Origin of the sequence: Streptomyces sp. A 4/2, assembly GCF_940670765.1 — a bacterium.
Classification (GTDB): Bacteria; Actinomycetota; Actinomycetes; order Streptomycetales; family Streptomycetaceae; genus Streptomyces.
On the sequence record NZ_CALNVW010000050.1, the window covers coordinates 63,078 to 89,654 of the forward strand.

The 26,577-nt window shown below is 70.8% G+C and carries 19 protein-coding genes; 13 read left to right on the forward strand and 6 right to left on the reverse strand.

Annotated features, from left to right (window positions below):
- The first annotated feature begins 62 nt into the window (after positions 1–62).
- Positions 63–1,670 (forward strand): alpha/beta hydrolase, encoded by a 1,608-nt coding sequence (locus NBY69_RS33070; RefSeq protein ID WP_250305654.1) that lies wholly within the window; start codon positions 63–65, stop codon positions 1,668–1,670.
- A 68-nt stretch (positions 1,671–1,738) separates the two neighbouring features.
- Here the strand turns inward: NBY69_RS33070 and hemQ are convergent, their stop codons facing one another.
- Together hemQ and hemG are read right to left on the reverse strand one after the other, a co-directional pair.
- Complete coding sequence (gene hemQ, locus NBY69_RS33075; protein WP_250305655.1) at positions 1,739–2,476, reverse strand: hydrogen peroxide-dependent heme synthase; 738 nt, start codon at positions 2,474–2,476, stop codon at positions 1,739–1,741.
- Positions 2,477–2,480: 4 nt separating this feature from the next.
- Positions 2,481–3,890 carry a protoporphyrinogen oxidase gene (gene hemG, locus NBY69_RS33080; RefSeq protein ID WP_250305656.1) on the reverse strand — a complete coding sequence of 470 codons (1,410 nt, stop codon included), beginning with the start codon at positions 3,888–3,890 and terminating at the stop codon, positions 2,481–2,483.
- Positions 3,891–4,020: 130 nt separating this feature from the next.
- On the opposite strand from hemG, the gene NBY69_RS33085 reads away from it, so the two are divergent.
- Complete coding sequence (locus NBY69_RS33085) at positions 4,021–5,097, forward strand: DUF4349 domain-containing protein (protein ID WP_250305657.1); 1,077 nt, start codon at positions 4,021–4,023, stop codon at positions 5,095–5,097.
- A 24-nt stretch (positions 5,098–5,121) separates the two neighbouring features.
- The gene (locus NBY69_RS33090; protein ID WP_250305658.1) at positions 5,122–6,501 is read left to right on the forward strand and encodes an FAD-dependent oxidoreductase; all 1,380 of its coding nucleotides are present in this window, start codon (positions 5,122–5,124) and stop codon (positions 6,499–6,501) included.
- Between the two features lie 58 nt (positions 6,502–6,559).
- Here the strand turns inward: NBY69_RS33090 and hemE are convergent, their stop codons facing one another.
- Positions 6,560–7,633 carry a uroporphyrinogen decarboxylase gene (gene hemE, locus NBY69_RS33095; RefSeq protein ID WP_250305659.1) on the reverse strand — a complete coding sequence of 358 codons (1,074 nt, stop codon included), beginning with the start codon at positions 7,631–7,633 and terminating at the stop codon, positions 6,560–6,562.
- Positions 7,634–7,725: 92 nt separating this feature from the next.
- Here hemE and NBY69_RS33100 point away from each other — a divergent pair, with 92 nt between their 5' ends.
- The 9 genes from NBY69_RS33100 (at position 7,726) to NBY69_RS33140 (ending at position 21,064) form a co-directional block, all read left to right on the forward strand.
- Positions 7,726–8,376 carry a DUF3000 domain-containing protein gene (locus NBY69_RS33100; RefSeq protein ID WP_250305660.1) on the forward strand — a complete coding sequence of 217 codons (651 nt, stop codon included), beginning with the start codon at positions 7,726–7,728 and terminating at the stop codon, positions 8,374–8,376.
- Between the two features lie 338 nt (positions 8,377–8,714).
- Positions 8,715–9,371: a response regulator transcription factor gene (locus tag NBY69_RS33105; RefSeq protein WP_250305661.1), complete on the forward strand. Its 657-nt coding sequence runs from the start codon at positions 8,715–8,717 to the stop codon at positions 9,369–9,371.
- Positions 9,372–9,449: 78 nt separating this feature from the next.
- Positions 9,450–10,733, forward strand: coding sequence for a ribonuclease D (locus tag NBY69_RS33110; protein WP_250305662.1), 1,284 nt, complete (start codon positions 9,450–9,452; stop codon positions 10,731–10,733).
- Between the two features lie 361 nt (positions 10,734–11,094).
- The gene (locus tag NBY69_RS33115; protein WP_250305663.1) at positions 11,095–12,324 is read left to right on the forward strand and encodes an acetyl-CoA C-acyltransferase; all 1,230 of its coding nucleotides are present in this window, start codon (positions 11,095–11,097) and stop codon (positions 12,322–12,324) included.
- Positions 12,321–14,453: a 3-hydroxyacyl-CoA dehydrogenase NAD-binding domain-containing protein gene (locus NBY69_RS33120; RefSeq protein WP_250305664.1), complete on the forward strand. Its 2,133-nt coding sequence runs from the start codon at positions 12,321–12,323 to the stop codon at positions 14,451–14,453. The genes NBY69_RS33115 and NBY69_RS33120 overlap by 4 nt, the downstream gene beginning before the upstream one ends.
- Positions 14,454–14,559: 106 nt before the next feature.
- Positions 14,560–15,603 carry a signaling protein gene (locus tag NBY69_RS33125; RefSeq protein ID WP_250305665.1) on the forward strand — a complete coding sequence of 348 codons (1,044 nt, stop codon included), beginning with the start codon at positions 14,560–14,562 and terminating at the stop codon, positions 15,601–15,603.
- A 378-nt stretch (positions 15,604–15,981) separates the two neighbouring features.
- The gene (locus NBY69_RS33130) at positions 15,982–17,976 is read left to right on the forward strand and encodes a hypothetical protein (protein WP_250305666.1); all 1,995 of its coding nucleotides are present in this window, start codon (positions 15,982–15,984) and stop codon (positions 17,974–17,976) included.
- A 41-nt stretch (positions 17,977–18,017) separates the two neighbouring features.
- On the forward strand, positions 18,018–19,469 hold the full coding sequence (locus tag NBY69_RS33135; protein WP_250305667.1) for a bifunctional cytidylyltransferase/SDR family oxidoreductase: 1,452 nt from the start codon (positions 18,018–18,020) through the stop codon (positions 19,467–19,469).
- Entirely contained in the window at positions 19,466–21,064 is a 1,599-nt protein-coding gene (locus NBY69_RS33140) for a glycosyltransferase family A protein (RefSeq protein WP_250305668.1), read from the forward strand. Before NBY69_RS33135 ends, NBY69_RS33140 begins: the two co-directional genes overlap by 4 nt.
- 74 nt (positions 21,065–21,138) lie before the next feature.
- Here the strand turns inward: NBY69_RS33140 and NBY69_RS33145 are convergent, their stop codons facing one another.
- Positions 21,139–22,296, reverse strand: a complete 1,158-nt coding sequence (locus tag NBY69_RS33145) for a hypothetical protein (RefSeq protein WP_250305669.1) — start codon at positions 22,294–22,296, stop codon at positions 21,139–21,141.
- Between the two features lie 275 nt (positions 22,297–22,571).
- Here NBY69_RS33145 and NBY69_RS33150 point away from each other — a divergent pair, with 275 nt between their 5' ends.
- Positions 22,572–23,663 carry an LCP family protein gene (locus NBY69_RS33150; RefSeq protein WP_250305670.1) on the forward strand — a complete coding sequence of 364 codons (1,092 nt, stop codon included), beginning with the start codon at positions 22,572–22,574 and terminating at the stop codon, positions 23,661–23,663.
- A 238-nt stretch (positions 23,664–23,901) separates the two neighbouring features.
- On the opposite strand, the gene NBY69_RS33155 is transcribed toward NBY69_RS33150, so the two are convergent.
- A complete protein-coding gene (locus NBY69_RS33155; protein WP_250305671.1) occupies positions 23,902–24,948 on the reverse strand; it encodes a hypothetical protein in 1,047 nt (348 codons plus the stop codon).
- Positions 24,949–25,045: 97 nt separating this feature from the next.
- Positions 25,046–26,524: an amino acid permease gene (locus NBY69_RS33160; protein WP_250305672.1), complete on the reverse strand. Its 1,479-nt coding sequence runs from the start codon at positions 26,522–26,524 to the stop codon at positions 25,046–25,048.
- Positions 26,525–26,577 lie beyond the last annotated feature (53 nt).

The window sequence follows — 26,577 nt, forward strand, 5'->3', positions numbered from 1 at the left end:
TTACAACGCCAACTGCCGCACCAAGTATCCCTTTTGTTCAGTAGCCGCACGAAGGGACACCGATGAAGGCAGTCGCGCTGTACGGAACCGCCGGGGTTCTGGTCCTGTCCGGCCTGTCCGCGCTGGGCGCCGCGCCGCCGGGCGACGTCGGTACGGACACCGCCGCCACCGCAGAGGCCGCGGGCACCGCGGTCGCCGCCGCGCGGGCGGCGGCGACCGGGATCACCTTCGGCGCCTGCCCGAAGCCGGAGGGGCTGCCCGCCGCCGTGAAGTGCGGCACCGTGCGGGTCCCGCTGGACTACGCGGACCCCTACGGGAAACAGATCTCCCTGACCGTCAGTCACGCGCACGCCACCGGCAAGCCCGCCGACCGCCAGGGCGCCCTGATCTACAACCCCGGCGGCCCCGGCGCCTCCAGCATGTACTTCCCGATGGCGACCGCCGTCACCGCGTGGAAGCCGCTCGCCGCCGCCTACGACCTGGTGGGCTACGCCCCGCGCGGGGTCGGCCGCTCGGCGCCGCTGTCCTGCGAGGATCCCGCCACGAACGCCGAGGAACCGACAGCGGCGCCGATCCATCCCTCGGAAGCGTTCAAGCGGAAGAAGATCGCGCAGGCGAAGGCGTACGCGGCGGGCTGCGCCCGCAAGGCGGGCCCGGCGCTGCGGCAGTACAACTCGCTGAACAACGCACGGGACCTGGACGTCCTGCGGGCGGCGCTCGGCGAGCGGAAGATCACCTTCATGGGCGCGTCCTACGGCACCTACTTCGGCGCGCTGTACGCGACGCTCTTCCCCTCGCACGTCCGCCGGATGGTCTTCGACTCGGCGGTCGACCCGGACCCCCAGCAGATCTGGTACGGCAACAACCTCGCGCAGTCGCTCGCGTTCGAGAGCCGGTGGGCGGACTTCCGTACCTGGGTGGCGAAGCACGACAAGACGTACCACCTGGGCGCCAACGAGTCGGATGTGCTGGCCAGTTACGAGACGGCGCGCGCCCGGCTCACGGACAAGCCCGCGGGCTCCACCGTCGGTCCCGCGCAGCTTCAGGCCGCGTATCTCCAGGCGGGCTACTACGACGACGTGTGGCCGGCCGACGCCTACGCGCTCTCGCAGTACCTGAAGGGCAACGCGAAGCCGTTGATCAAGCTGGCCGCACCGGACCGCGCGGCGGCGAAGGAGAACGAGAACGGCACCGCCGTCTACACGGCGGTCGAGTGCAACGACGCCCCCTGGCCGACGGACTGGCGGGTCTGGGACGCCGACAACACCGCGCTCGCCCGGCGGGCGCCGTTCGAGACGTGGGACAACGCCTGGATGAATCTGCCGTGCGCCTACTGGCAGGCACCGCAGCAGCAGCCGCTCGACGTCCGTACCGCGGAGGGCGCGCTGCCCCCGACGCTGATCCTGGCCGCCGAGCGGGACGCGGCCACCCCGTACCCGGGGGCGCTCGAACTCCAGCGGAGGCTTCGGGGGTCGGTGCTGGTCACCGAGCGGGACGCGGGTACGCACGGCATCGGCGGTGGCCGCAACACGTGCGTCAACAGGTACCTGGACGACTATCTGCTGACGGGACGGACGCCGGTGCGGCGCGCTTCGTGCGCGCCGCACCCGCAACCGGACCCGGTGTCGCTGGAGAAGCGGACGCTGCCGCAGCCGCGGCCCGCTCTCTGATCTTCCGGGTCATGGAGAGCCGGGTTCACCCCGGGGCTCGTCCGGCCGGTCGGTCGGCCGGACAGCTCCTAGGCGAGCCCGGCCACCAGATCGGCGACCGACTTGCGCCGGCCGGTGTAGAAGGGGACCTCCTCGCGTACGTGCATACGCGTCTCGGAGCCCCGCAGGTGACGCATCAGGTCGACGATGCGGTACAGCTCGTCGGCCTCGAAGGCCAGCAGCCACTCGTAGTCACCGAGCGAGAACGAGGCGACGGTGTTGGCGCGTACGTCCGGGAAGCCCCGGGCCATCTTCCCGTGCTCCGCGAGCATCCTGCGACGGTCCTCGTCGGGCAGCAGGTACCAGTCGTAGGAGCGGACGAAGGGGTAGACCGAGACGTAGTCGCGGGGCGTCTCGTCGGCGAGGAACGCCGGGATGTGCGACTTGTTGAACTCGGCGGGGCGGTGCAGCGCCATGTTCGACCAGACCGGCACCAGCGCCCGGCCGAGGCGGGTGCGGCGGAAGAGGTTGTACGCGGACTGGAGCTCGTCCGCGGTCTCCGCGTGCCACCAGACCATCACGTCGGCGTCCGCGCGCAGCCCGGAGACGTCGTACGTACCGCGGACGGTGATGTCCTTGGCCGCGAGCTGGTCGAACAGCTCCTGGACCTCGTCGGCGACAGCGGCGCGGTCCGTGTCGCCGGGCAGCACGTCGCGCAGCTTGAAGACGGACCACAGCGTGTAGCGCACGACCTCGTTGAGGTCCTTGGCCTTCTTGCCCGCGTTCGGGGCCTTGGGGGACTTCACGGTCTCCGGAGCATCAGTCATGCGGCTATTGTCCCGCGCCGCTCGCGGTGCCCGACGCCAGGGTTGCTGTGATCTCGTTCGCAGCCCGCTCGGCGCTCGCGATGCAGGCCGGAATGCCCACACCGTCGTAGGCCGCACCGCAGATCCGCAGGGACGGCAGCCCGGCGACGGCGTCCCGCACGCGAGCGACCCGGGCCAAGTGCCCGACCGGGTACTGCGGCAGTCCGTCGATCCACCGGGTCACCACGGTGGCCACCGGCTTCGCGGTGAGTCCGGTCGCCTCGCCCAGGTCGCTCAGCGACAGGTCGACCAGGTCCGCGTCCTCACGGTGCAGATGTTCCTCGTCGCCGTAGCGCCCGAGCGAGGTGCGCAGCACGGCCAGCTCCGGGTCGGCGTCGGACCAGGCCCACTTCTGGCTGGAGAAGGTGGACGCCTTGATGGTGTGGCCGTCCACGGGCGGTACGAGGAAGCCGGAACCCTCGGGGAGGTCCAGCTCCGTACGGCGGAAGGCGAGGGTCACCAGCGACATCGAGGCGTACTCGACGGCGGCCAGTTCGGTGGAGGCGGCCGGTGACTCGTCGGCGAGCAGCGCGGACGCGGCCCAGGCAGGGACCGCGAGGACCACGGCGTCGGCGTCGAGTGGGCCCTCGTCGGTACGCAGCCGCCAGCCCCCCTCCGTACGCCTCAGCTCGTGCACCTGCTGGTGCAGCCGGATGTCACCGCCGCGGGCGCGGACCGCGTCGGCGACGGCGAGCGGGAGGGTGCCGATGCCGCCGTCGATTCCCATGAAGACCGGTGCCGTCGAGGGTGTGGCCCGCTGCTGCAGGGCGCGCACCGCGGCGCCGAGGGTGGCGTGTTCGCGTGCCGCCGCGTGGAGCGCGGGAACCGCGGCCCGCATGGAGGTGCGGTAGACGTCGCCCGCGTAGACGCCGCCGAGGAGCGGTTCGACGAGGCGGTCGACGACCTCGCGGCCCATCCGGGCGGCCACGTACGTACCGAGTGCGATGTCCTCGCCGACCTCGGTGGGCGGCAGTTCGCTGTCCTGGCCGATCCGGCGCAGGCCCTCGGCGGAGAGGACGTCGCCGAGCCCGGCGGCGTCGGCGGGGACGCCCATCACATGGCCCTTGGGCATCGGCGTCAGCACGCCCCGGTTCCAGAGGCGGGCGCTGCTGGTGGCGGGCGGCTGGAGCGCCGCGTCGAGACCCACCTCACGGGCCAGGGCCACGGCTTCGGGGCGCCGGGCGAGCATCGATTCGGCGCCGAGGTCGACGCGTACGCCTTCGATCTCGCCCGTGTGGAGCTTGCCGCCGACCCGGCCCGAGCCTTCCAGGACCGTCACCCGGGCTCCGGTGGCGAGCAGCCGGTGCGCTGCGGCGAGACCCGAGATCCCGCCTCCGATGACGACGACATGAGCCGTACGCGTGTCCGCATTCATGCCCCTACTCTCTCAAACCCGTTCCGAGGCCCGAACGTGACCGCTTCGGAACCGCAATCGGGCAACCCGCCAGGCCTCCCCGGACGTCAAACCGTCACCGTCCAGCGTCATGTCCCCGGGGGGAACGTCCATGCGTGCAGCCAGAGCCCTTGCGGCTCTCCTTCTCACCACATCGGTCGCCGTCGCGGGGTGCGGAGCGGCCGGTGACAGCGGCGGCAAGTCGGCCGCCGCCGCCCACCCCGCCGTGCAGCCGGCCGAAGGCAGTGGCGCCGCCGGTTCGGGCTCCGGGTCGGGTTCGGGTTCCGGTTCCGGTTCCGGTTCCGGTTCCGCTGCGAAGCAGTCGGGCGGCAAGGCACCGTCGGCCGTGCAGAACAAGATCGTCCGAACCGCCGAACTCACCGTGGAGGTCAAGGACACCGAGAAGGCCCTCGACCACGCCCGCACCGCGGCCGAGGACGCCGGAGGCTTCGTCGGAAGCGAGTCCACCGAACGGACCGCGGACGGCCTGGTGCGCTCGACCCTCGTGCTGCGCGTCCCGCAGAGCGCGTACGACGAGGTCCTGGCCGGACTCCAGGGCTCGGGCAAGCTGCTCGACCGCAAGGCGGACGCCAAGGACGTCACCAGCGATGTCGTCGATGTCGAGAGCCGGATCGCCTCGCAGCGGGCGAGCGTGGCCCGCGTCCGCACCCTGATGAAGCAGGCGTCCCAGCTCAGTGACGTGGTCTCGCTGGAGGGTGAACTGAGCACGCGGGAAGCCGCGTTGGAGTCGCTGCTGGCCGAGCAGGCGTCGCTCAAGGACCGCACCGACCTGGCGACCATCACCCTGCGGCTGTCCGAACCCGCGGCCCCGCAGGACGACAGCGGGAAGACGGCGGAGAAGGACGGCGGCCCGTCCTTCCTGGGCGCCCTGGCCGGTGGCTGGGACGCGTTCGTGGCGGTGGTGAGGTGGATCGCGATCGTGATCGCCGCGGTGGCCCCGTTCGCCGCCGTGGCCGCGCTGGGTTACGCGGTCTGGCGGCTGCTGCGCCGGAGGCTTCCGGAGCGGGGCGCCTGGCGCCCCGTGTCGTGGGGGAAGGCGCCGTGGCGGAAGGTGTCGCCGCAGAGGGCGCCGTCGGGGCAGATGCCGACCGGGCAGGTGTCGCCGGGAGAGGTAGCGCCGCCCGCACACGTACCGTCCCAGGAGGAAGCGCGGCACGAGCAGGAGTGACCCGATCGGTACGGGAGGAACGCAATGGCAGCGGAACGACTGGTGGTCATCGGCGGTGACGCGGCGGGCATGTCCGCCGCGTCCCAGGCCCGCAGGCTCAAGGGCCCGGCGGAGCTGGGGATCACCGTCTTCGAGCGCGGCCACTTCACGTCCTTCTCCGCGTGCGGAATTCCGTACTGGGTGGGCGGTGAGGTCGGCGAGCGGGACGACCTGATCGCCCGGACACCCGAGGAACACCGCGCCCGCGCCATCGACCTGCGGATGCGCACCGAGGTGACGGAGATCGACGTCGCCGGACGACGGGTGCACGCCCGCGACCTGGAAACCGGCGACGGCGCCTGGACCCCGTACGACAAGCTCGTCGTCGCCACGGGCGCCCGGCCGGTGCGGCCCCCGCTGCCCGGCATCGACGCGCCTGGGGTGCACGGGGTGCAGACGCTCGACGACGGCCAGTCCCTCATCGACGACCTGCACCGGACCGAGGGCGGCCGGGCGGTGATCGTCGGCGCGGGGTACATCGGCGTGGAGATGGCCGAGGCGCTGCTGCACCGCGGCTACCAGGTGACCGTCCTGACGCGCGGCGCCCAGCCGATGGCCACCCTCGACCCGGACATGGGGCGGCTCGTCCACCGGGCGATGGACGGCCTGGGCATCACCACCGTGACCGGGGCCGAGGTCACCGGGATCCGCACGGGCGCCGACGGCCGGGTACGGGCGGTCGTCACCGACGCGGCCGAGTACCCGGCGGACGTCGTGGTCCTGGGCATCGGCGTGGAGCCGCAGACCGCGCTCGCGGGCGCGGCGGGGCTCCCGCTGGGCGCGTACGGCGGGCTGCTCACCGATCTGTCGATGCGGGTACGCGGTCACGACAACATCTGGGCGGGCGGCGACTGCGTCGAGGTGCTCGACCTGGTCGCGGGCCGGATGCGGCACATCGCGCTCGGCACCCACGCCAACAAGCAGGGCCAGGTCATCGGTTCGAACGTGGGCGGCGGGTACGGGACGTTCCCCGGGGTCGTCGGTACCGCGGTGAGCAAGGTCTGCGATCTGGAGATCGCCAGGACCGGGCTGCGCGAGAAGGACGCGCGCGCGGCCGGACTGCAGTTCGTCACCGCGACGATCGAGTCGACGAACAGCGCGGGCTACTACCCCGACGCGGCGCTGATGACGGTGAAGATGCTCGCCGAGCGGCGCTCCGGGAAGCTGCTCGGTGTGCAGATCGTGGGGCGTGAGGGCGCGGCGAAGCGGGTGGACATCGCGGCGGTGGCACTCACCGCGGGGATGACGGTGGAACAGATGGTCTCGCTCGACCTGGGGTACGCGCCGCCGTTCTCACCGGTGTGGGATCCGGTGCTCGTCGCCGCGCGCAAGACGGTGGCGGCGGTGCGGAAGGCGGGCCTGTAGGCCTGCGCCCGGCCTGCGGCGGGTTCGTATGGTCGAGCCCGCCGCAGGCCGGGGTGTGTCAGCGCTCCGTGCGGGTGTGGACGTACTCCACCAGGCGGCTCAGCGCGTCCGGGTCGGTCGTGGGCGGGACCCCGTGGCCGAGGTTGAAGATGTGGCCCTCCAGCCCTGCGGCTGCGGCCAGCACCTCGTCCGTCTTGGCCTCCACGGCCTCCGGCGTGGCGAACAGCACGGCCGGGTCCAGGTTGCCCTGGAGCGCGCGGCCGGGGCCCACGCGACGGGCCGCCTCGTCCAGCGGGACCCGCCAGTCGACGCCCACGACGTCCGCGCCCGCCTCGCCCATCAGCCCGAGCAGTTCGCCCGTGCCGACACCGAAGTGGATGCGCGGGACCCCGTACGGGGCGACCGCGTCGAAGACCTTCGCCGACGCGGACATCACCGAGCGCCGGTAGTCGGCGGGGGCCAGCGCGCCCACCCATGAGTCGAAGAGCTGGACGGCGCTCGCGCCCGCCTCGATCTGGATCTTGAGGAAGGCGGCGGTGATCTCGGCGAGCCGGTCGAGGAGGTCGGCCCACAGCTGCGGGTCGCCGTACATCAGGGCCTTGGTGTGCTCGTGGTTACGGGAGGGGCCGCCCTCGATGAGGTAGCTCGCGAGCGTGAACGGCGCACCCGCGAAGCCGATGAGCGGGGTGGACCCCAGCTCCGCGGTCAGCAGGCCCATCGCCTCGGTGACGTACCAGACGTCCGCCGGCTCCAGATCGCGCAGCTGCGCGAGATCGGCGCGGGTACGGATAGGCCGGGCGATGACGGGACCGACGCCCGGCTTGATGTCGAGGTCGATCCCGATGGCCTTGAGCGGTACGACGATGTCGCTGAAGTAGACGGCGGCGTCCACCTTGTGGCGGCGCACCGGCTGGAGCGTGATCTCGGTGACCAGGTCGGGCCGCATGCACGAGTCCAGCATCGCCGTCCCCTCGCGCACCTTCTTGTACTCGGGGAGTGAGCGTCCGGCTTGCCGCATGAACCAGACCGGCGTGTGCGGAACCGGCTCGCGTCGGCACGCCTTGAGGAAAGCCGAGTCTGCGGCGGGATTTGTCTGCTTCTGGGCGCCCGTGGGGCGGTCGTTGGCACTCACGTCGAGAAGTTTCGCATGTGCGGGGGAAGCGGTTGCCCCGGGCCGGGTGTCCTTCCCTGCACGGGAGGCTCGTTCCGCCTAGTGTTCCCCGCATGGCTGCGGCTCAGGGACGATTTTCAGATGGCGCTGACGGTACGAACAGTGCGGAGACGGACTCCGTCCCGCCCGCGTTCCGGGAGGCGGTCGAGGCGTTGCAGTCGGCCCGTCTGCGGCCGGAGATGGAGATCGACCCGACCAAGGCCCCACGCCGCCTCGCTCCGTACGCGTACGCCCTGGAGGCCGCGGTCGTCGAGAACGACAACGATCTGGCGGACGGCAGGCTCGTCCTGCTCCACGACCCTGCCGGGCACGACGCCTGGCAGGGTTCCTTCCGGCTGGTGACGCTCGTACGGGCGGAGCTGGAGCCGGAGATGGCAGCGGACCCGCTGCTGCCCGAGGTCAGCTGGTCCTGGCTGACGGGCGCGCTGCACGGGCGCGGGCTGTCGTACGGGGAGCCGAGCGGCACGGTGACCCGCGCGGGTTCGCACTACTTCGGCGGCCTCGCGGAGCGCAAACCGGCGACGCAGATCGAGATCCGGGCCTCCTGGACACCGAGCGAAGGCCGGGGCGGGGTGCCCGACACCGCGGCGCATCTGGCCGCCTGGTGCGATCTGCTGTGCCAGATCGCGGGGCTGCCGCCGGTCGGCCCGCCGGACGCCGCGGTGGTCTCCCTGCCGCAGCGGCGCGGACCCCGGGTGCAGTAACCGTGCGGGCGTCTTCTCCGCACGCGCGGCACCCGGCACGCGTCACGGGTCACGGGCCACCGCGGAGAGCGCCGCGAGCCGCAGCAAGGCTGTCATACGGCAACAAATCCGGCGCAGATGAAGCCGCAATTGGGCCACGAACAGAACCTCCGCGGACACGACCATCTTTCGAATGATCGAGCGCGCGTCCTATTTGCCCGAATTGTTACTCACTAAATCGTGATCATTCTCTAAAGCCGGGCGGGTTTGCTGCCGAAGAAGTCTGTGACCCTTCAAGCACGGTTCGCCCCGGCTCCTTCCCCCGGCCGGCACCGTTCCGCACCTTCCCAGGAGGCCTGGTGTCCGTTCTCCTCGAGCAGCCCGCAAGCCTGGTCGCCTACCGCCCGAACAAGCCGACGGCCATGGTCGTCGTGGCCGACCCGCGCGTCCGCTCCACCGTCACCCGCCATCTGTGGGCGCTCGGAGTCCGTGACGTCATCGAGGCGTCGTCCATCGCGGAGGCCCGTCCCCGCGTCGGTAAACCACGTGACATCTGCGTGGCCGACGTCCACCTGCCCGACGGTTCCGGGCTGACCTTGTTGTCCGAAACCCGGGCCGCAGGCTGGCCCAACGGCCTGGCACTCTCCGCCGCCGACGACATCGGCGCCGTACGCAACGCCCTCGCGGGCGGCGTCAAGGGATATGTCGTCACCGGCACCCGTAACAACGTCGGTCACCCGACCCGGCCCGGCGCCGCACCCATCGGCGCCGCCCGGATGCAGCGCCGCCCCCCGGGCACCCCGAGCCACCCGGGTGGTTACCGCGAGCTCTCCGGCCGCGAGGTCGAAGTGCTGCGGCTGGTCGCCGAAGGTCAGTCCAACAAGGCCATCGGTGTCTCCATGGGGCTCTCCGCCCTGACCGTGAAGAGCCACCTCGCCCGGATCGCGCGCAAGCTCGGCACGGGCGACCGGGCCGGAATGGTCGCGGTGGCCCTCCGTACCGGAATCATCCACTGACTCAAATACGCCCCCTCAGCACCCGTCGACGGATCGTTCCGTCGACGGGTGCTGTGTGTTCACCGATACCCTTGACGAGTGACCGACGCTCAAGAGACCGCAGCAGAGACAGCACTGCGAACCACCGGGGGCGCTCCCCCGGACGACGTCGAACAGGCGCCGATTCCCTTGCTGGAGCCCCGCGAGGGCATTCCTCCGGTGATTGCCACCGATGAAGCACTGGCCGATGTCGTCGCGGCCTTCGCGGCGGGCACCGGCCCGGTGGCCGTCGACGCCGAGCGGGCGTCCGGCTACCGCTACGGGCAGCGCGCCTATCTCGTGCAGCTGCGCCGCGAGGGCGCGGGCAGCGCACTGATCGACCCGGTCGGCTGCCCCGATCTCTCCGGCCTCGGCGCGGCCGTCGCCGACGCCGAGTGGGTGCTGCACGCCGCGACCCAGGACCTTCCGTGTCTGCGGGAAATAGGCATGGTTCCCACCCGGATCTTCGACACGGAGCTGGCCGGACGGCTGGCCGGGTTCCCCCGGGTCGGCCTCGGCGCGATGGTGGAGAGCGTCCTGGGCTTCACTCTGGAGAAGGGGCACTCCGCGGTCGACTGGTCGACCCGCCCGCTGCCCGAGCCGTGGCTGCGCTACGCCGCGCTCGATGTCGAGTTGCTGGTGGATCTGCGGGACGCGCTGGAGAAGGAGCTCGACCGGCAGGGCAAGCTGGGCTGGGCGATGGAGGAGTTCGACGCCATCGCGTCGGCGCCGCCCGCGCCGCCCCGCAAGGACCCGTGGCGCCGCACCTCCGGGATGCACAAGGTCCGCAGGCGCCGTCAGATGGCCGTCGTACGGGAGCTCTGGACCGCCCGCGACAAGATCGCGCAACGGCGTGACGTGTCGCCGGGGAAGGTGCTCGGCGACGGCGCGATCGTCGAGGCGGCCCTCGCTCTCCCGGTGAACGTCCAGGGGCTGACGGCGCTGACCGGATTCGGTCACCGCATGGGCAAGCGTCAGCTCGAACAGTGGCAGGCGGCGGTCGACCGGGCGAAGGCGCTCCCCGACATCGAGCTCCCGCAGCCCGGCCAGCAGGTGGCGGGGCCGCCGCCGCCCCGCGCCTGGGCGGACAAGAACCCGGCAGCCGCGGCCCGTCTCTCCGCGGCCCGTGCGGCCGTGTCGGCTCTCGCCGAAGAGCTGAACATGCCCCAGGAGAACCTGATGACGCCGGACACCGTGCGCCGGGTCTGCTGGGAGCCGCCCCGGGAGCGGACGGAGGACAAGATCTCAGCCGTTCTTTCGGAGCTGGGCGCCCGGCGCTGGCAGGTCGAGCAGGTGGCGCCGCTGCTGGTGAGCGCGCTTCAGGACGCTCCGCAGCAGAGCTGACGAACCGGGCCTGCGGCGCCGTCGCCGCAGGCCCGAAGTCCCGGACCGCATCCCTGACACACTGCACCGGCTCCGGGCCGTGGGCCGTACCGGGCTCGTTCGGCAACGCTTCCTTGCGATCATTGATTGACATGTGCACGCCATCGAATGACGGCCGGGGGCGGCGGGCCGATGCCGCTCACGGGCACGGCCCGGCGGGCGACGGCGCCACTGGACGGCGCTCCGTGCCCATGTGACCTTCGACGCTCCCGCCCCAAGGACTGGGCAGCATGGTTACCCGTGGGTAGCATGACCTTGTGCAGCGCGCCCCGGCGTGCCCGCGCAGCAGCAGTGCCACCCCGCACCCTGGAGGAGAGCCATCGTGCCTCGTACCATCCGGGACGTCGTCTTCGTCGACGGCGTCCGCACCCCGTTCGGCAAGGCGGGCCCCAAGGGCATCTACCACGAGACCCGCGCCGACGATCTCGTCGTGAAGGCGATCCGGGAGCTGCTGCGCCGCAACCCGGATCTGGACCCCGCGAAGATCGACGAGGTGGCCATCGCGGCGACCACGCAGATCGGCGACCAGGGGCTCACCCTGGGCCGTACCGCGGGCATCCTCGCCGGGCTGCCGCAGTCCGTTCCCGGCTTCTCGGTCGACCGGATGTGCGCGGGCGCGATGACCGCCGTGACGGCGACCGCGGGCTCGATCGCCTTCGGCGCGTACGACATCGTCCTCGCGGGCGGCGTCGAGCACATGGGGCGCCACCCCATGGGTGAGGGCGTCGACCCGAACCCCCGGTTCGTCTCCGAGAAACTGGTCGACGAGTCCGCCCTGTTCATGGGCATGACCGCGGAGAACCTGCACGACCGCTACCCCACGATCACCAAGCAGCGCGCCGACGAGTACGCCGTGCGCTCTCAGGAGAAGGCCGCCAAGGCGTACGCCAACGGCAAGATCCAGCAGGACCTGGTGCCGGTCTCCGTACGCCGCACCAACCCGGAGGCCGGGGAGACCGGTTGGGGTCTGGCCACCGCCGACGAGCCGATGCGCCCCGGTACCACTCTGGAGTCGCTCGCCGGTCTCAAGACTCCGTTCCGTGCGCACGGCCGGGTCACGGCCGGGAACGCCGCCGGCCTCAACGACGGTGCCACCGCGTCGCTCCTCGCGTCCGAGGAGACCGCGCGCGAGCTGGGCCTGCCGGTCAGGATGCGGCTCGTCTCGTACGCCTACGCGGGCGTCGAGCCCGAGGTGATGGGTTACGGCCCGATCCCGTCGACCGAGAAGGCGCTCGCCAAGGCGGGGCTGTCCATCGACGACATCGGCCTCTTCGAGATCAACGAGGCGTTCGCGGTCCAGGTGCTGGCGTTCCTGGAGCACTACGGCATCGCCGACGACGACGCCCGCGTCAACCAGTACGGCGGCGCGATCGCCTTCGGTCACCCCCTCGCGTCCTCCGGTGTGCGTCTGATGACGCAGCTGGCGCGGCAGTTCGAGGAGCAGCCGCACGTCCGCTACGGCCTGACCACCATGTGTGTCGGCTTCGGCATGGGCGCCTCGGTCATCTGGGAGAACCCTCACTTCGACACCACTGCCGGAGGCACCAAGTGAGCACCACCACCTCTGAGCTCCTGAAGGGCGCGGCCGAGCTGTTCCCCGGCGAGGTCGTCACCCAGGCGCACGTACGCCACCTCGATCTGCCGGGCGGCGCGGGCAGGTTCGCCCTGATCACGCTCGACAACGGCCTGGACCACACCAAGCCGACGACCTTCGGACCGCAGTCGCTGGCGAATCTCGACGCCGCCGTCGACCAGGTCGAGAAGGAGGCCGCCGAAGGAGCGATCGTCGGTGTCGGCATCACCGGCAAGCCGTTCATCTTCGCGGTCGGCGCCGACCTCAAGGGCGTCGAGCTGCTGACGAACCACGCGGACGCGCTCGCCATCGGCAAGGGCGGCCACGAGGTCTTCAAGCGGCTGTCCGGACTCGCGGTGCCCACCTTCGCGTACTACAACGGCGCGGCCATGGGCGGCGGGGTGGAGGTCGGTCTGCACTGCGCGTACCGCACGGTGTCCGCGTCCCTGCCCGCCTTCTCGCTGCCCGAGGTCTTCCTGGGTCTCGTACCGGGCTGGGGCGGCTGTGTACTGCTGCCGAACCTGATCGGTGCGGACCGCGCGGTCTCGGTCATCATCGAGAACTCCCTCAACCAGAACCGCCAGTTGAAGGGCAAGCAGGTCCACGAGCTCGGGATCGCCGACGCGATCTTCGAGGGCGCCGACTTCCTGGAGCAGTCGCTGATCTGGACCTCCGCCGTCCTGCGGGGCGAGATCGAGGTCGTACGTCCGGAGATCGACCGCGGCGATGCCTGGGACCAGGCCGTCGCCCGCGGCAAGGCGATCGCCGACTCCAAGGTGCACGGCGCCGCCCCGGCCGCGTACCGCGCGCTGGACATCATCGGGGCCGCCAGGAACGGTGACCTGCAGCAGGGCTTCGACGCCGAGGACCAGGCACTCGCGGACCTGATCATGGGCGGCGAGCTGCGCTCCGGGATCTACGCCTTCAACTTGGTGCAGAAGCGCGCCAAGCGCCCGGCCGGCGCCCCGGACAAGAACCTGGCCCGCCCGGTCACCAAGGTCGGCGTGGTCGGCGCCGGGCTGATGGCCTCGCAGCTGGCGCTGCTCTTCCTGCGCCGCCTGGAGGTCCCGGTCGTCCTCACCGACATCGACCAGGAGCGTGTCGACAAGGGTGTGGGCTATGTGCACGCCGAGATCGACAAGCTGCTGCTGAAGTCCCGCATCAACCAGGACAAGGCGAACCGTCTGAAGGCCCTGGTCTCCGGTGTGCTCGACAAGGCCGAGGGCTTCTCGGACGCCGACTTCGTCATCGAGGCGGTCTTCGAGGAGATCGGCGTCAAGCAGCAGGTGTTCGCCGAGGTCGAGGCGGTCGCTCCGGCGCACGCGATCCTCGCCACCAACACCTCCTCGCTCTCGGTGTCCGAGATGGCGTCGAAGCTGAAGCACCCCGAGCGGGTCGTCGGCTTCCACTTCTTCAACCCGGTCGCGATCCTCCCGCTGCTGGAGATCGTGCGCGGCGAGCAGACCGACGACGCCGCGCTGGCCACGGCCTTCGGTGTCGCGCGGAAGCTGAAGAAGACCGCGGTACTGGTGAAGGACGCCCCGGCGTTCGTCGTCAACCGCATCCTCACCCGCTTCATGGGCGAGATCCAGAACGTCATCGACGAGGGCACCCCGGTCGCGGTCGCCGAGAAGGCCGTGGAGCCCCTCGGCCTGCCGATGTCCCCGCTGGTGCTGCTGGAGCTGGTAGGCCCGGCCATCGGTCTGCACGTCTCCGAGACCCTGCACCGCGCCTTCCCCGAGCGCTTCACGGTCTCCGGGAACCTGGCCGCCGTGGTCGAGGCGGGCAAGCGCGGCTTCTACGTCTACGATTCCGGCAAGCCGGAGCTGGACCCGGAGGTCGCCGCTCTCCTCAAGCAGGGCGATTCGGTCCTCTCCGAGGAGCAGACCCGCGACCGGGTCCTGGACGCGGTGGCGCAGGAGATCGGCCTGATGCTGGACGAGGGTGTCGTGGCAGAGGCGCAGGACATCGACCTCTGCCTGATCACCGGTGCGGGCTGGCCCTTCCACCTGGGCGGCATCACCCCGTACCTGGACCGCGAAGGTGTCTCGGAGCGGGTGAACGGCAAGAAGTTCCTCGCGCAGGGCGTGGCGAGCGTCCCGGCGTAACCTGTCCGACCGAGGCGAAGACGCCCGTCCGCACCCCTGGACCTGTCCGGGTGCGGGCGGGCGTTCGTCGCTCCCCACAGGGTCAGGAACGGCAGGCACGGAAGCAATGGTGGACAACGGGAGGCGCGGCGTCAGCCGCAGGACGCTGCTGATCGCGGGCGGAGCCGGGGCCGCGGCGGTCGCCACGGGTGGTGTGCTGGCCACCACCCGGGACCCGCGCCCGCCGGTGTCACATCTGCGGAAGCGGCGCGCGGCGGGGGACTTCGTCATCGCGTCACCGTCGCGCGTGCTCGGCCGCACCGCCCTGTACGACACCACGGGCGCCCAGTCCTTCGCCTTCGACGACGCCCACGGCCATCTCTACACGGTCCAGCAGGTGCAGGACGGTCTGCGGCTGCCCGGCGAACCGCGGGCCGTCCGGTACGCCGACCGGCTCCGCCGCGGTGACATGTGCGTATCGAAACTGTCCCTGGCAGGGGCACTTCTCGGCCATATGTATCTGCGTGGGTTCGGGCACGGGATATCCATGGGCGTCGAACCCTCCGGAGCCGGGGTCCAGCTGTGGGTGGAGTCCCGGGCGCACCCGGAGACCGGGTACGGGCGCGCGGTGGCGCGGGTGCCGTTCACCGACGGCACGGTGCTCGACAGCGATTCGCCCGCCGTACGCCATCACACCCCGCTGCCGGGGACCGTGCGCAACCATCCCGCGCTGGATCTCGTGGGCCGCCGGGTGCTGATCAGCCACTGGGCGGGCAAGCACCACCGTTACGCGGTCTACGGCATGGACGACTTCCTCGCGGGACGCTACGAGCCCCTGTACACGATGCGCGAGACGGCCCGTCACAAGGGCGAAGCCCTTCAGGGCTGCGCTCTCCATGGGGACTACATCTACCAACTCACCGGAAATCCCTACACCGATGGGAGCGGGAGCAATCCTCCCGAATCCGGGGGAAATACTTTTGCCTCCGCCATCGCCCTCGGAACCGGAAAGACAGCGGGCCGCCGGCGGATCACCGCCGCCCCTTCCCTCCCATTCCGCGAGCCGGAGGGAATAGCCGTCCAGCTCTCGCCGACCCCCCGGCTGTGCACGGGTTTCTCGACGAAGACAGCCGGACGCAGAGAGCTGAGTGTGTACGGCTTCACGGAATGACCGCACCGCGTGTCATCAGTAACACGTAATCAGCGACCGTTGATCAGCGTTACGTGATCGACCGATCACCTTGCGTGGCGTTCCGGTGAAATCCCCCACGGGAGATCACGTCCCAGCAATGACCGCATAACTGTTGCGCATCCAGATGCGGAGGATTTCACTTTTCTCTCATTGAAAGTTCACTCAAGAGCACATCAATGACTAAGATGCACCGGGTACTTCACACATTCCCCACAGCTTTCGCTGCCTGCCCGCCCCAACCGTGCGCAGCCGCCGATGTGATGAGGCCCCGCACCACCAGCACGACACCCCCCCCCCCAACGCCGGCCGAACGCCGGGCATCGCACGACGCCGCGTCGAAGGAGGGCCTCACCGGCCATGGGCAAGCAACACCGTCAGGCTCTGCTGGGGATTCTCATATCGACCGCGCTGGTGGCCTCCTTCGTGGCCATGATGGCGGCCGTGGTGATCCCGTCACTGCCGCTCTTCGTGGGCGCCGCGGCCGTCAGCTATCTGGCGGACCTGCTCCTGCACACCGCCCAGTCGTCGACGCTGGACCGGCTGAGGGACTCACGGTTCGGCCTCACCATGCGGTTCCTGATCCGGCAGTTCCTGCTGCTGGCGCTGTGCGGCTCGATCGCCGACATCGACTCGTTCGTCGTGAAGATCACCACGGTGGGGCTGCTGCTGCTCTTCGTTCTCCAACTGGCGTACGGCGGTGTGCTGAAGCATGTGCGCAGCACCAGGGCCGCCCTGCCCTTCACCACCCGCGGCCTCGATCTGGACGCGCTGGACATCCGGCGCATGCCCCATCCGTTCCTGATGTCCAAGCATGTCCGCAAGATGCTGCACCTCGATCTCCCGCTGGTGGGCGGTGCGCTGGCCACGATGGCCACCGACGACTGGCGGTACGTGAGCTTCGGCGGAATCATCACCGTCTGGGTCGCCTGTGTGGCACTGCTCGTCGTCATGCCCGGTGCGCGGAACGCACTCGTCCTGCCCTCCGCCGACGAGGCCATCGACGAACTGAACCGTCAGCTCACCGTCTACCGGCCGCAGGTCGCCCTCTACTTCACCTTCGCCGCGGTCTCCCGTGACTTCATGTACCAGGTGAACATGTGGCTGGAGTCGCTGGAATCGCTGGATCTGCGGCCGATCATCGTGCTGCGCGAGCGGGCCACTCTGCGGTTCCTGGACGCCACTTCGGTCCCGGTGATCTGTCTGCCCAAGGCCGAGTACCTGGCGCGCGTGGAGATGCCCGAGCTGCGGGTGACGCTGTACCCGGGCAACGCGGGCAAGAACGTCCACATGCTCCAGCGGGCCGAGGTGAAGCACGTGTTCATCGGGCACGGCGACAGCGACAAGCTGGCCAGCAGCAACCGCGTCAGCAAGGTCTTCGACGAGATCTGGGTGGCCGGACGGGCCGGACGCGACCGCTACGAACGCATCAAGCACGCCGTCAACGCCCACGAGATCGTCGAGGTGGGACGTCCTCAGCTGATGCCCCTGCACCGGTGGACGGGCGCGGTCAGCAACAAGATCCCCACCGTGGTCTACGCCCCCACCTGGGAGGGCTGGACCGACGACGCCTGCTACACCTCGGTCATTCCGGCCGGTGAGAAGCTGGTCCGCACCCTGCTCGCGCACGAGCGGCAGATCCGGGTCATCTACAAACCGCACCCGCTGACCGGCACCCGCTCCCCCGCCGCCGCGGCGGCGCACCGGCGCATCATCTCTCTGCTGCAGGCGGACAACGCCGAGCGGTTCGGCCGCAAGCTCATGGACTCCAGGAGTTCGGCCCGCAAGCTGGCCCGTATCGACCAGCGCATCGCGCAGCTGTCGGAGCGCGGCGTCCGGTCCAAGTTCCCCGATCTCACCGAGGAGGAGCGCACCGCGCGCATCCGCCGCAGCCGCAACCAGGCGGGCGCCCTGTACTGGAGCGCCATCCCGGACGAGGCACACCATGTGGTGACCGAGCGGGTGCCGTCGCTGTACGAGTGCTTCAACCACTCCGACCTGCTGATCGGTGACATGTCCAGTGTGGTCTCGGACTTCGTGGCGACCCGCAAGCCGTACGCGATCTTCAACCTGGACGGTCTCCCGGACGACGAGTTCAGGAACGAGCAGCGCACCGCGTACGCGTCCTACCTCCTCGACGCGGAGTGCAACGGCCTCGACGAAGCGCTGCACGCGCTGCTCTTCCCGGAACGCGACGTGATGGCGCCGTACCGCGAGCAGCTGAAGGAGTATCTGCTCGGCCCCGACTACCCGCCGTCCATCGTGCGGTTCAACGACGCGGCGAACAGTCTCTACGCCCGGGGGCTCCAGGACTTCCCGGTCGAGTACCCGGAAGTGCCGCAGCTCATGGCGTAACGACCCGCACACCCCGGTCACCCAGCAGGAGGCAGGAACCCTTGTCCCAGCACGCATCACGCCGTCGCACCGTCGCTGTCGTCCTCGCCGGTGGCACCGGGGAGCGGGTCGGACTGTCGATCCCCAAGCAGTTACTGAAGATCGCGGGGAAGTCGATCCTCGAACACACCCTGTGGGCCTTCGAGAACGCTCCCGACGTCGACGACGTACTCGTCATGATGGCCCCCGACCACACCGCGGCGGCCGAGCGGATCGTCGCGCGGGCCGGGCTGCGCAAGGTGGTGAAGGTCGTGGCGGGCGGCGCGACGCGCAGTGCGACGACGCGCCTCGCGATCGAGGCGGCCGGAGCGCTTCCCACCGCGGGCGAGGACTGCAACCTGCTGCTCCACGACGCGGTGCGCCCGCTGGTCTCGCAGCGCGTGATCAAGGAGTGCGTCGGGGCGCTGGACCGCTACCGGGCCGTCGACGTCGCGATCCCCTCGTCGGACACGGTCGTCGTCACCCGTACCCACGGCGGTGACGGGGAGTTCGTGACCGCGATCCCCGACCGTTCACGGCTGCGTCGCGGACAGACCCCGCAGGGCTTCCGGCTCTCGACCATCCGCCGGGCCCACGAACTGGCCGCGGCCGACCCGGCCTTCCACGCGACCGACGACTGCGCGGTCGTGCTGACCTATCTGCCGGACGTCCCCGTCCATGTGGTGCGGGGCGACGAGTCCAATACGAAGGTCACCGACCCCGTCGACGTGTTCATCGCCGACAAGCTCTTCCAGCTGGCCACCTCGACCACCCCCGACGAGGGCAGCGAGGAGTTCTACCGGGAGCGCCTGGCGGGCAGGACCCTGCTGGTCTTCGGCGGCTCCTACGGCATCGGCGCCGACATCGCCCGGCTCGCCGAGGGGTACGGTGCCCGGGTCCACGCGCTGGGCCGCTCCACCACGGGCACCCATGTCGAGCGGCCCGACCAGGTCGACGACGCGTTCGCGCGCGCCTACGCCGAGACCGGGCGCATCGACTACGTGGTGAACACCGCCGGGGTCCTGCGCATCGGCCGGCTCGACGAGACCGGCGACGACGCCGTCCGCGAGGCGTTCGAGGTCAACTACCTCGCGCCGGTGAACATCGCCCGCACCGCGTTCAAGTACCTCAGCGAATCGCGCGGACAACTACTGCTGTTCACCTCCAGCAGCTACACGCGCGGGCGGGCCGAGTACAGCCTCTACTCCTCGACCAAGGCCGCCATGGTCAATCTGACCCAGGCGCTCGCCGACGAATGGGCGGCCGACGGGGTGCGGGTCAACTGCGTCAACCCGGAACGCACCGCTACCCCCATGCGCACCAGGGCCTTCGGCCGGGAACCCGAGGGTTCGCTGCTCACCTCGGAGTCGGTCGCCCGCAGTTCGCTGGACGTGCTGCTCTCCGGGATGACGGGCCATGTCATCGACGTACGCCGGCAGGACCCGACGGCCGGAGCCGACGGGCGGGCCTGGTGAACGCCGGGCCGGCGCACGCCGGTGACCTCCCGGACGTCACGGTCGTCGTGCGGGCGAGCGACCACGCCGCCACCCTCCCTGCGTGCCTCGACTCGCTCGCCCGGCAGACGGTCGGCGCCCACCGGCTGGAGGTGATCGCGATCGACGACGGTTCGCTCGACGACAGCGGTCCCCTGCTCGCCCGCGCCACCCGGACCTTCCCCGGACGGCTCCGTACCGGTCAGCAGCCCCGGGGCATGGGGCCCGCGGCGGCCCGCAACCTCGGTCTGAGCCGCGCGACGGGACGGTACGTCATCTTCCTGGAGGGCGCGGACCGGCTGGCGCACGACGCCCTCGACCGGATGGTCGCGGCGGCTGACCGCAGCGAGGCCGATGTGGTGCTCGGCAAACCGGAGAGCACCGGGCGGCACTCGGTGGCGACGTCGATGTTCCGGACGGACCAGGACCACGCCGACCTCTACCGCTCGCGGGTCTACTGGTCACTCACCCCGGACAAGCTGTTCCGGACCGCCCTGGTGCGGCGGTGCGGGCTGCAGTTCCCCACCGACATGGTCATCGGTGACGACCAGGCCTTCACCGCGGCGGCCTATGTCGCCGCTCGGAACATCGCCGTGGTGGCGGACCGCACCTGTGTGCTCAAGGGGCCGTCGGCCGCGGCCCCGGTGACACCGGTACAGCGGGTGGCGCTGGCCGCCCGGATGATGGCGCTGGTCACCGCACTCGTACCGGCCGGGCCGGAGCAGGACCGGCTGCTCTCCCGCCATCTGGAGGCCGAACTGGGACGCGCCACCGGCCCGCTGCTGCTCGCCACGGACGATCCGGCGGAACGGGAGCGGACCGCGCGGGCCGCGTCGGACGTGCTGCGCGCCCGGCTCACCCCGGGGGCGCTGGCGCTCCTCGCCCGGCCGCTGGCCGTCCGTCTGGCGCTCCTGTCGTCCGGCCGGTTCGCCGAGGCCGAGCAGATGGCCGGGTACGAGGCGCAGAAGCCGCCCGCGCCGAAGAAGACGGTGGAGAACGGCCGGGTCTACACGACTCTGCCGTTCTTCCGGGACCCGAGGACGCCGCTGCCCGACGCGTTGTTCGACATCACGGACAGGATGACGGTGACCCACCGGCTGACCCGGCTCCGGTGGGCGGACGCGGTCCTGTGCCTCGACGGGTTCGCCTTCTTCGAGCAGCTCTCCACGCGCGACCGGGCCACTCATGTGGTGTTCCGCGAGCCGGTGACGGGGGCCGAGGCGCGGGTCCCGGTGACCGCGCGCCGGGACGAGGAGCTGGTCAACGCCAAGGGGAAGAGCCGGGCCATGGGGCGTTTCTCGGCCCGCGCCGACCTGGCCGGGCTCTGCGGCGGGCAGCCACCCGCCCCCGGTGTCTGGGAGGTCTGGCTGTCGGTGAGTTTCGAGGGCGTCACCCAAGAGGTACGGCTGGGCCGCAAGCGCTCCGCCGACGTGGACGTCACCGGCCGGCTGCCGGTGGTCGTCGCGCCCTCGCCGCACTCCCCGGACCACGAACTGGCCGCCACCCTCTTCTACACGCCCGAAGGTGACCTCTCGCTCCAGCTCGCCGAGCGGCGTCCGCTGCCCGTGGCGCGGTGAACGGCCCTGTCCGGGGACGGACCGCCCGGTCCGTCCCCGGGCTCGGGGACGGACCGGGCGGTCCGGGTGGCCGGTCAGCCCACCCGGCTCCACGGCCCGAACGCCAGACCCTGCCCACCGCTGTCCTGACGTGCCAGCAGGATCCGCCCCTGCCCGTCGAGGGCGGCGACCACGATGCGGCCCGCACCGTCCACGGCCACCTGCGGCGCGTGGGCTTCCTCCCCGCCCAGGGAGGCCCACCAGGTGCCGTACCCCTCGTTCTCCGTGACGTACGCGGTGACCTCGATGCCACCGTGCGCACCGGTCTGGGCGAGCACCGTGCAGTCGAAGTCGCCGACGCGCGCGCGGGCGACGCCCGGCCGCCCGCTGCCCCCGGCTCCCCCGGCCGTCAGCAGACCGTTGTCCTGCGCCCCGCGCCCCTGCGGGCGCCAGGCCACGAGGGAGGAGTCCCCGGGGTAGCGCCAGAAGTACGTGGCCCGCTTGGGGCCCGTCTCCAGGGCTGTCGGGGTGGCGCCCGCGACCGGGGTGCCGATCCGGTCCCACAACTCGAACCGGCCCTTCTCGACACCGACCCAGCGGTCCACCCGGTCGGGGCCCACGCCGAGGATCTCCAGCTTGCCGCCCCTGGGCATGACGGCGGTGAGGTCGCCGGTGTACGGATCGGGCGACACGGTCTTCCAACCGCCCCAGGCGCCCGCGGCGTTACGGCTGCGCCGCAGGATCCCGCCGGTACGCAGCGAGACGATCACATGGACCGTGCCGGAGACCTGGTTGGCGACGATGACCGGCCCGGCGACCAGGGGGTCGCCGGCCGGGCCGTCGGGGGCGGTCGGGACGCCCAGGCTCCGCCAGTCCGTCACCCCGCGTCCGGTCTGGAACTGCGTGGCGAAGGCGACCTCGGGCGCGCCCGTGCCCAGCTGCCGGAGCGCGGCGAAGTGCACGTACCCCTCACTGGTCTGCGCCATGTCGACCCGGCCGCACCAGCCGGGGGTACCGATCAAGTCCGGTCCCGGCCAGGGGCCTTGGCCCGACGGCGGCTCCGTCCAGCGGTGCAGCCCGTCCCGGGCCGGGGCGTACGCCGTCAGCCGTCCGTCGTGCCCCTTGAAGAGCCAACTGCCCGCCGGTACGGACCGCGCCGGACCGTGCGGGGCGGGCGCCGCGTCGGCACCGGCCCCCCGCCTCCTGCCTCCGCCGGACTCCGCTGCCCTGCTGCCGCTCCTGTCCCGGTTCACGACTCCGTGCCGCCCTTCCGTGGCTCCACATGTCCTGTGCGGCGTTCGCGGGTACTCAGCGGTGCACTCGGGAGCACGGAACACACGTCTACAGCTCAGGAGTTTGTCATACCGGTCACGGTTTGTTCACCAAACAACCTCTGAATTCCCACCGATCGAAAGGTTTGTCTATTATTCGCTGAGACCCGAGGCTGACAGCTGGGCCGGTACCCCTCGACCGCCCGATTCCCCTCGCGCGCAATCCAAAGCGTTCCGACGGAAGGGCCCGACGAGCAGTGACGTACCAGCAAGACACCACACCACCCGGCGACCGGCCCGCACCGTCCCGTCGCGCACCCAAGCGCGGCAGGACCAAGAAGCGAAGCCCCCTGAAGATCATCCTGCTCACCCTGGTCGTCCTGCTGCTCGCCGCGGGCGGCACCGTCTGGTGGCTGTACAGCAACCTCGACGGCAACATCAAGGGTGTCGACATCAACAGGGCCCTCGGCAAGGACCGTCCCGAGAAGCTGCCCACCAGCGGACAGAACCTGCTGGTGCTCGGTTCCGACTCGCGCGCCGGGGCGAACGGCAAGATCGCGGGCGGCGACGTCAGCGGCGCCCGTTCCGACACCGCGCTGGTGATCCACATACCCGAGGGACGGTCCAGGGCGACCGCGGTGAGCATCCCGCGCGACACCCTGGTGACCCGACCGGAGTGCACCAAGTCGGACGGGTCCACGGTGCAGAGCGCGAACCGGGTGATGTTCAACTCGGTCTACTCGCAGGTCGGTCCGGCCTGTGTGGTGAAGACCGTGGAGAAGATGTCCGCGGTCCGGATCGACCACTACATGGAGATCGACTTCGCGGGCTTCAAGGGCCTGGTCGACGCGATCGGCGGGGTCACGGTCAATGTCCCCGAGGACATCCACGACGGGGCGAGCGGCCTCGACCTCAAAGCCGGTCCGCAGAAGCTGGACGGCACCCAGTCGCTGGCCTTCGTACGGACCAGGCACGGCATCGGGGACGGCAGCGACCTCGGCCGGATCGGGCTCCAGCAGCAGTTCCTGCTCGACCTGCTCGGCGAGGTGCAGAAGCAGGACATGCTGAGCAGCCCCACCAAGACGTACAAGATCGCCAACTCCGCGACGAAGTCGCTGACCACCGACTCGCAGCTGGCCTCCCTGACCTCGCTGGCCCAGTTCGCCCGCAGCATGAAGGGCGTCAACCCGGACACCATGGAGACGATCATGCTCCCGGTGTCGTACGACAAGGTCGACCCCAACCGGGTGGTGGCGGCCGAGCCGCAGGCCACGCAGTTGTGGAAGGCGATCCGCACCGACACGGCGGTACCGGCCTCGGCCAAGAAGTCCCCGGCCCACGGCGGCTGACCTGGTTTCCGGGCGGCGGCGTGGCCCTGCGGCCGTACCGCCGCCCGGTCCGTGCGGACTGACTGGACCGACCGGACCGACCGGAATTTCCGAGCCGCCGGGACTCCCCGGTCCGTCCGGAATCTCACAGCGCCGGGACTCCCCGGACCGTCCGGAATCTCCGAGCCGCCGGGATTCCCCGGACCGCCCGGATCAAGCGGGCTCCCCGGACCGTCCCGACCGGTGCGGAATCAGCCGGTCAGGCCTGGGTCCAGGCCGCGAGTGCCAGCCCCGGTTCCGCCTTCTGCCGCGCCACCCGCAGCGTGCCGTCCACGGCGATCACCGCGAGAACCACCCGGCCCGCCGCGTCCACGGCGAGGGCAGGTGCGCCCAGCGAGGCCTCGCCGGTCTCCGTCCACCACAGCCCGTCCGCCTCACCCTCGGTGGGGCAGGCGGCGATGGCCGGACGGCCGTTGCGGCCCCGGTAGGCCAGCACCGTGCAGTCGTACCCTTCGACACCGGTACGCAGCACGGCCACCGGCCCGCCGTCCGGCGCCCCGCCCAGCTCCAGGGGTTCGGCGCCCGCACGGTGGCCCATCACCCCGGCGCCGCCGGAGTCGCACCAGTAGTACGTGGCACGGCCTTCCGCCGTGCACACCCCGGTGGCGGACCCCGCAGCCGGGGTGGCGGAGACCGGGTCCCCCACGGTGAAGTCGCCGCCCGGCTCCTCCTGGGCCCAGTGCAGCACGTGCTTCTCCGCGGGCGCCAGCACCTCGACGTGGTCGGCCGGGGCGACCGCGGCGGGCGTCCCGTCCAGCAGCCGGCTGCCCTTCAGGTCCTTCCACCCCTCCCACTTGCCGGACTTGCCCTGCCGGCGCATGGTCAGGCCGCGGCCCGCGTTGCGCACGAAGACATGGACCCGGCCGTCGGCGCCGACCACCGCCGCCGGGGCGCCGGTCCTGCGGGCGCGGTCGGCGTCCTTGTAGGGGTTCCCGAGGGAGTGCCACGGTCCGAACGGACGGCCCGTCTGGTACTGCGTCGTATGCATCACCTCGACCCCGCGGGCGCCGTCGCGCCGGGCCAGCAGATGGACATAGCCGTCCGGGCCCTGTGCCAGGGTCATGTGGGTGAGATCGGGGGCCGCGACGAAGTCCGGCCCGGACCAGTCGGGGCCGCCCGGCTGCTGCTCGGTCCAGCGCAGAAAGCCGCCGTCCGCGGGGGCGTACGCGCTGAGGCTGCCGTCCTTGCCCCGCAGCAGCCAGCAGCTCGTGGCCGGACCTGTGGCCTGTACGGAACGCGACGACATGGCTGGCTGCCAGCCTTCCCTCAACCGGTCATACTTCTGGCCGAGAATAACATTCTGGCTGGTGAGGGCCGATAGCACCCGGCCCCTCCACCGCGGCCTACCGTGCCCCGCGCTGTTCCATCCGGCTGTTCCCGCGCCCGTACGCGAAGTACACGACCGCGCCGATCACCATCCAGATGCCGAACCGCAGCCAGGTCTCGGCGGGCAGATTCAGCATCAGCCAGAACGAGGCCAGCATCGACAGGATCGGCACCAGCGGCACCAGCGGTGTCCGGAACGCACGCGGCAGGTCCGGGCGCTTCCTGCGCAGGATCATGACCCCGGCGGCGACCGTGACGAAGGCGAACAGCGTCCCGATGTTGACCAGTTCGGCGAGTTCGTTGATCGAGGTGAAGCCCGCGACCACCGCGACGATCACGCCGAGCAGGATCGTGGAGCGGTAGGGCGTACCGAACTTCGGGTGCACCCGGGAGAAGAACTGCGGCAGCAGCCCGTCCCGGCTCATGGCGAAGAAGACCCGGCTCTGGCCGAGCAGCAGGATCATGCAGACGGAGGTGAGTCCGACGGCCGCCCCGAAACTGATCAGGCCCGCCCAGAAGGGGTGTCCGACCGCCTTGAAGGCATCGGCGAGCGGGGCGTCGGTGGACAGTTGGGTGTACTTCTGCATACCGGTGACGACGATCGAGACGGCCACGTACAGCACGGTGCAGATGATCAGCGAACCGAGGATGCCGCGCGGTACGTCCCGCTGCGGGTTGCGGGTCTCCTCGGCCGCGGTGGCGACGATGTCGAAGCCGATGAAGGCGAAGAAGACGACCGCGGCGGCGGTGAAGATGCCCATCACGCCGAAGGAACCGGGCGTGAACCCGAACATCAGCTGGACCAGCGGGGCCTTGAGGCCGCTGTCACCCGAGCTGTGCACGGAGGGCGGGATGAAGGGGTGGTAGTTGGAGCCGGTGATGTAGAAGGCGCCCACGACGATCACCAGCAGGACGACGGTGACCTTGATGGCGACCACGATCGTCGTCACCCGCGAGGAGAGCTTCATACCGGCGACCAGAATGCCGGTCAGGACGAGCACGAGGAGGGCCGCCAGCAGATCGAAGCCGAACTTCCCGCCGTGCGTCCCGGTCAGGAACCGGGGCAGGTTCAGCCCCGCGGTGTCCATCAGCGAACGCATGTATCCGGACCAGCCGACGGCCACCACCGCACAGCCCAGGGCCAGTTCGAGGATGAGGTCCCAGCCGATGATCCAGGCGGGCAGCTCCCCGAGCGAGGCGTACGAGAAGGTGTACGCGGAGCCCGCCACCGGGACCGTCGACGCGAACTCCGCGTAACAGAGGGCCGCGAGAGCGCAGACGACACCGGCCACGACGAAGGACAGTGCCACGGCGGGGCCCGCGGTCTGTTTGGCGATCAGGCCGGTCAGTACGAAGATGCCCGTACCGATCACGACACCGACGCCGAAGACCGTCAGATCGAGCGCGGACAGCGACTTCTTGAGCGTGTGCTCCGGTTCCTCCGTGTCCTGGATGGACTGCTCCACGGATTTCGTCCGGAAGAGACTGCTGCTCACGGGCGTACCTCCACGCTTGTCGTCCTTGCATGATCAGGAGCGCGTGTGTCCGT

What these genes read in the sequence shown, in the direction of transcription:
- NBY69_RS33070 (WP_250305654.1), top strand. Translation starts at nt 63, where the DNA reads ATGAAGGCAGTCGCGCTGTACGGAACCGCCGGGGTTCTGGTCCTGTCC.
- hemQ (WP_250305655.1), bottom strand. Translation starts at nt 2,476, where the DNA reads ATGACTGATGCTCCGGAGACCGTGAAGTCCCCCAAGGCCCCGAACGCG.
- hemG (WP_250305656.1), bottom strand. Translation starts at nt 3,890, where the DNA reads ATGAATGCGGACACGCGTACGGCTCATGTCGTCGTCATCGGAGGCGGG.
- NBY69_RS33085 (WP_250305657.1), top strand. Translation starts at nt 4,021, where the DNA reads ATGCGTGCAGCCAGAGCCCTTGCGGCTCTCCTTCTCACCACATCGGTC.
- NBY69_RS33090 (WP_250305658.1), top strand. Translation starts at nt 5,122, where the DNA reads ATGGCAGCGGAACGACTGGTGGTCATCGGCGGTGACGCGGCGGGCATG.
- NBY69_RS33100 (WP_250305660.1), top strand. Translation starts at nt 7,726, where the DNA reads ATGGCTGCGGCTCAGGGACGATTTTCAGATGGCGCTGACGGTACGAAC.
- NBY69_RS33125 (WP_250305665.1), top strand. Translation starts at nt 14,560, where the DNA reads ATGGTGGACAACGGGAGGCGCGGCGTCAGCCGCAGGACGCTGCTGATC.
- NBY69_RS33130 (WP_250305666.1), top strand. Translation starts at nt 15,982, where the DNA reads ATGGGCAAGCAACACCGTCAGGCTCTGCTGGGGATTCTCATATCGACC.
- NBY69_RS33155 (WP_250305671.1), bottom strand. Translation starts at nt 24,948, where the DNA reads ATGTCGTCGCGTTCCGTACAGGCCACAGGTCCGGCCACGAGCTGCTGG.